Source organism: Streptomyces synnematoformans (assembly GCF_039531005.1).
Lineage (GTDB): Bacteria > Actinomycetota > Actinomycetes > Streptomycetales > Streptomycetaceae > Streptomyces > Streptomyces synnematoformans.
Map to the genome: position 1 here is coordinate 1 of NZ_BAAAPF010000389.1, position 5,901 is coordinate 5,901.

General features: G+C 74.4%; 3 protein-coding genes. All 3 read right to left on the reverse strand.

What is annotated here, in order from left to right; all coding sequences use genetic code 11:
* On the reverse strand, window positions 1-1,367 hold a 1,367-nt coding region (locus ABD317_RS32690), incomplete at its 3' end, for a penicillin acylase family protein (protein ID WP_344294787.1).
* Window positions 1,368-1,506: 139 nt separating this feature from the next.
* The gene (gene qcrB, locus ABD317_RS32695) at window positions 1,507-3,198 is read right to left on the reverse strand and encodes a cytochrome bc1 complex cytochrome b subunit (RefSeq protein WP_344294789.1); all 1,692 of its coding nucleotides are present in this window, start codon (window positions 3,196-3,198) and stop codon (window positions 1,507-1,509) included.
* 135 nt (window positions 3,199-3,333) lie between these two features.
* Window positions 3,334-5,511, reverse strand: coding sequence for an ATP-binding SpoIIE family protein phosphatase (locus tag ABD317_RS32700; RefSeq protein ID WP_344294791.1), 2,178 nt, complete (start codon window positions 5,509-5,511; stop codon window positions 3,334-3,336).
* Window positions 5,512-5,901: the final 390 nt, after the last annotated feature.

Genomic DNA, 5,901 nt, shown 5'->3' on the forward strand with positions numbered 1-5,901 from the left:
GCGGCCATGTCCCCGGGGCGGCACCGCCGGCCGCCGGCCAGCAGGGCGCGGATGCGCTCCGCCCGGTGCGGCGGGGCGAACTCGGCGCCGAACGGGCCGGCCGGGCCGCGCTCGTTGGCCATCACCGCGAGCCCGCCGGCGACCGGCACGGCCGGCATCGGCGCGTGCCGCCCGCGCCACTCGTACGCGGACTCCCACGCGGGTACGGCGTCCCGCAGGTTGGCCCGGTCGCGCACCGGCACCGTCCCGGCGACGCGGTGCAGCAGCCTGCCCCCGGTGTCGGCGGCGAGCACCACGTTGACCGGCTCCACCCAGCCGTCCAGCGCCGCGTCCACGTCGGCGACGCGGCGGGCCGCGAGCAGCGCGGGCAGCGCCGAGAAGCCCAGCTCCCCGTAGACCCGCGGCGGGTACCGCAGGCTCAGCGCCTCCCACTCGCCGTCCGCGCCGGGCTCCGGGCCGTCCGCGATCACCGGGCCGCGGGCGGTCTCGACCACCTCGACCCGGACCGGGCCGGCGCCGGCCGCCTCGACCGTCTCGGTGTGCGCCGCGGCCGGGCGCCAGCCGTCGGGGCCCAGCGCCTCGACGCGCCCCGCGCGGCGGCGCAGCCGCTCGCGGTAGAGGTCCTGGTAGTCGGCCATCGCGTTGGTGATCGCCCAGGCGACGCCGCCGGTGTGGCCGAAGTGCGGCAGCCCGGGGACGCCCGGGACGGCGAAGCCGACGACGTCGTACTCCGGGCAGGCCAGGTGGATCTGCTGGTACACCCCGGGGTTCTCGATGAACCGGTGCGGGTCCCCGGCGAGCAGCGCGCCGCCGCCGGCGGTCCGCTCGCCGGTCACCAGCCAGCCGTTGCTGCCCGCGGTGCCCGGCCCGTCGGTGGCGAACAGCTCCACCGCGTCCGGGCCCAGCCGCTCGGCGACCAGCCGGCGCCACAGCTTGGCGGGGAAGCCGGCGAAGAGGATGTGGGTGGAGAGCCACACGGCCAGCGGCGTCCACGGCGCCCAGCGGCCGGGCGCGAGCCGCACGGCCGAGAACTCCGGCGCCCGCGCGGCCCCTTCGGCGAGCCCGGCGTTGACGCCGTCGACGTACGACGACAGCCAGCCGGCGGTCTCCTTGTCCTGCTCGGCCAGCCGGCGGAAGCAGCGGCGCGCGGTGTCGTCCAGGCGGACGCGACGGGCGAACACGTCCCAGCCGCGGGCGGCCTCGCCGAGGAACGCGGCGGCGGTGCCGGCGGCGCGGTGCCGCTCGGTCTCCAGCTGCCAGGCGCGGTCGAAGGCGGCGTTGCGGCCCTGGGCGTAGGCGAGTTCACGCGGGTCGGCGGCGCGGATGTGGGGGATGCCCCAGGAGTCCCGGTACACCTCGATGCTCAACGCCCGTCGCCACCCCTCGCTCGATGAAGCTTAGGGTAGCCTAACCAAAGAAGTTGGGTGGGGCGCGGTCGGGGGTCCGCGCCCCACCCGGTCGGGGGCCTGCCTCAGCGTCGGATGAGGGCCGTCGGGGGGCCGTACCTCATCCGGAAGAGGGGCCGCCCGGGCTCTCTTCCGCGGTCTCGAGCTCGCGGGAATCGCCGCCGGGCAGTTCCTCGTGCTCGTGGTCGTGTGCGACCGCGCGGTACTCCTCGATGGTGGGCTTCGGGATGTGCGTGCCCGGCCCGAACATGCTGTGCGCCAGCTTGGCGCGCACCCTGTTGGCGATGCCCACGGGCGGCCGGCGGACGCCGTTGTCGTCGGTCTCCGGGCCGAGTTCGTACGGCTGCGGCTGCTCGTGCGAGGTGAGCTTGTGCAGCTCCGCCGGCGACAGCGGCTCGTGCACCTCGATGTACTCGCCGTGCGGCAGCCGCTTGATCATGCCGGTCTCGCGGCCGTGCAGCACCTTGTCGCGGTCGCGCCGCTGCAGCGCCAGGCAGATCCGTTTGGTGATGATGAACGTGAGCACCGGCACCACGAAGACCGCGACCCGCAGACCCCAGGTGACGTGGTTGACCGCGAGATGGAAGTGCGTGGCGAAGATGTCGTTGCCGCCGCCGATCAGGAACAGGAGGTACAGCGACAGCCAGGAGGTGCCGAGCGCCGTCCTTACGGGCACGTTGCGCGGCCGCTGCAGCAGGTGGTGCTCGCGTTTGTCCCCGGTGATCCACGCTTCGATGAACGGGTACGCACCGATGATGACCAGCATGAGCGGGAAGAGGGCGACGGGGATGAACACCCCGAGTGCGAGGGTGTGGCCCCAGGCGTTGATCTCCCAGCCGGGCATGACGCGCACCATGCCTTCGGCGAAGCCCAGATACCAGTCCGGTTGGGCCCCCGTCGACACTTGGTCTGGTCGGTACGGGCCCACGTTCCAGATGGGGTTGATGGTCGCCACCGCCGCGATGAAGGTGATGACGCCGAAGACCAGGAAGAAGAAGCCGCCGGCCTTGGCCACGTACACCGGCATGAACGGCGCGCCGACGACGTTCTTCTCGGTCTTGCCCGGGCCGCCCCACTGCGTGTGCTTGTGGTAGAAGACCAGGATCAGATGCGCCGTCAGCAGCGCGACCATCAGCCCCGGCAGCACCAGGATGTGCAGGGCGTAGAAGCGTGGAATGATCTCGTGGCCGGGGAACTCGTCGCCGAAGAGGAAGAACGTCAGGTACGTACCGATCACCGGGGTGGAGATCGTCGCACCCTCCACGAACCGCAGCCCCGTGCCGGAGAGCAGGTCGTCGGGGAGCGAGTAGCCCAGGAGGCCCTCGAAGAGGCCGATGAACAGCAGCGTCCAGCCGAACACCCAGTTGATCTCGCGCGGCTTGCGGAACGAGCCGGTGAAGAAGTGCCGCATCATGTGCACGACCATGCCGGCGACGAAGATGAGCGCGGCCCAGTGGTGGATCTGACGTACCAGCAGGCCGCCGCGCACGTCGAACGAGATGTCCAGCGTGGAGGCGTACGCCTCGGACATCCGCACGCCGTTCATCGGCTCGTACGTGCCGTGGTACACGATCTCGGTCATCGAGGGGTTGAAGAACAGCGTCAGGTAGACGCCGGTGAGCATGATGACGATGAAGCTGTAGAGGCAGACCTCGCCCAGCAGGAAGGACCAGTGGTCCGGGAAGACCTTTCTGGCGTACCTGCGTCCGGCGCCGTGCAGCCCGAGCCGGCTGTCGGTCCAGTCGGCGAAGCGCTCGCCGGACGATGCCCGGGTGGGCGGACGGGTACCCATCGCACCACGCGATGAGTCTTCCGTCTGGCTTACGGACATGCTGTTGCTCCTGCCTCCCTGGTGCACTCACCCCTAAGGACAGGAACGGCGGTCCGAATGTGACATGAGGGCGATGTGAGCTACCTCACAAAGCGCTCAACTGCGCGGGATCTCCTGCTCGGTCCAGACGACCTTGCCGCCGGCGCCGTAGCGGACCCCCCAGCGGTGCGACAGCTGGGCGACCAGGAACAGCCCGCGCCCGCCCTCGTCGTTGCTCGTGGCGTGCCGCAGATGCGGCGCGGCGTGGCTGGTGTCGGAGACCTCGCAGATCAGCACCGACTGCCGGATGAGCTTGAGCCCGATGCGGCCGGGCGCGTGCTGGACCGCGTTGGCGAGCAGTTCGCTGACGATCAGCTCGGTGGGCAGCGTCAGCTCCTGCAGGCCCCAGCCGGTGAGCCGCCGGCGCACCAGGTCGCGGGCGTCGGAGAGGGCCGAGGGGGCCGCCTCCAGCCGCACCGAGACCACGTCGTCCGGCGGCAGCGCCCTGAGCCGGGCGGCCAGCAGCACCGCGTCGTCGTTCGGGCGGGCCGGCAGCAGGTCGCGTACGGCGGCGTCGCACATGTCCTGCACGGGGCGCTGCGGATCGGCGAGCGCGCGGCGCAGCCGGGGGAGCGACTTCTCGGGCGGGCCGGGCAGCATGCCGTTGGTGTAGAGCGCGAGCAGGCTGCCCTCGGGGAGGTCCAGCTCGGCCTTCTCGAACGTACCGTCGCCGCCGCCCAGCGCCGGTCCCGTGGCCGCGTCGACGACCTCGGTGCCGCCGTCCGCCCGGACGACGAACGGCGGCGGATGCCCCGCCAGCGCCAGGGTCACCCGCACGGCGATCGGGTCGTACACGGCGTACACGCAGGTCGCCGCGGGCGGCCGGCGGTTCCGGCGGGGGTCGGCGAACGGGTCGGGGGGCTCGTCCATCAGCCGGGCCACCAGGGCGTCCAGATGCGTCAGCAGCTCGTCGGGCGGCACGTCGAGGTCGGCCATCGTGCCGATCGCCGAGCGCAGCCGGCCCATGGTCGCCGCCGCGTGCAGCCCGGAGCCGGTCACGTCGCCCACCACGAGCGCCACCCGGGCGCCGGACAGCGCGATGACGTCGAACCAGTCCCCGCCCGCGCCCGCCGTGCCGGGGTAGGTGCCCGGCACGTACGCCAGGCCCGATTCGATCGCGGCGCTCTCCGGCAGCTGCACGGGCAGCATGCTGCGCTGCAGGGCGGAGGCGGCGGCGTGGGTGCGGGTCTGGCGCCTGGCGTTGTCGAGGCTCACCGCGGCCACGTCGGCGACCTCCGTGGCCAGCCGCAGGTCGGCGTCGTCGAAGTGGACCGGGCGGGCGGAGCGGTAGAGGCTGACGAGGCCGAGGAGCGTGCCGCGGGCCAGCAGCGGCGCGAGGATGAGCGAGTGCGCGTCCTCCCCGGCGGCACCCGCGCCCGGTCCGTCGGCGGGTTCCGGCTCGGGTGCGCGCCCCCGGTCCGGCGCCGCGCCGTTCGCGGGCCCGGCCCGCCCGGGGTCCTGCAGGAGGCGCGGGCGCAGGTCCGTCAGCGCGCTGGACTGGGGGGAGGCGTACGGGTAGCGCACCAGCGTGCCGACGCTCTCCCCTTCCGGGTACGCCGCGGGCGCCACCGCCGCCCGCCGCAGCGCCAGCTCCTCCGCCGGGCCGGGCGCCGAGTCCTCTCCCCGCCACACCGTGTCGACGATGTCGACCACCGCCGTGTCGGCCAGCGCGGGCACGACGACCGCGGCCAGCTCGCGGGCCACCCGGCCGACGTCGAGCAGCGCGCCGGTGCGCGCCTCCGCCGCGTACAGCAGCTCCAGCCGGTCGCGGGAGCGGCGGCGGTCGGTGATGTCGCGGACGTGGGCGAGCACGGCGACGGGGGCGCCGCCGTCGTTCAGCGGGTACGCGGAGACCGACAGCACCCGCTGGTCGCCGTCGCCGCCGGCCATGCGCACGTTCCGTACCGGGTCGCCGGTCGTGAGCACGTGCCGCAGCAGCCGCTCCAGTTCGGCCCCGTCGGCGACCGCACCCACGTCCCGGGCGGCCGGGGCCCCGGCGGGCGCGGCCGGTGCCGGGTGCTCCGCGCCCTCCGCACTCTTCTCCCCGACGGTCTCGCCGTCCCCGGCGGGCATGCCCTCCGCCTCCTCCGGCACGCCCGGGAGCCGGCGCGCGGAGGCGTTGGCGCGCAGCAGCCGCAGGTCGGCGTCGAAGACCAGCAGCGCCGAGCGTGCCTGGGAGAACAGCACGCCGAGCAGCAGCGCGTCGAGCCGGCCGTCGAGGGGGGCACTGGCCATGCCCCCAATCTCGCCCCCGCGGGACCGTCGCGCATCCGCACGCGGCGCGACCGCGGGCGGCCGCACGGCCCGTACGGCCGCCGGTGTCGCCCGTTCGGGCGAGGCGTACGGGCTACCGGCCCGTCCCCTCCGGGAGCGTGCGCTCCACCTCCCCCTCCTCGCTCACGCTGCCGGTGGGCGTCGGGGTGGGTGCGAGTCGGAGGGGGAGGAGGACCGGGAACCGGAGGGCGTGCCGCTCGGCGCCGACACCGTCGCCCGCGACGAGGCGGTCGACGACGGGCTCTCCGGCTCCGCGCAGCTGCGGCCCGGATCGGGCTCTGGCGTCGTCGGGTCCGCGGTCCGGCCGGCCGGCGGCGGCGTGGTGGGCCGGGAGCGCTGCGCGCGCTCCGG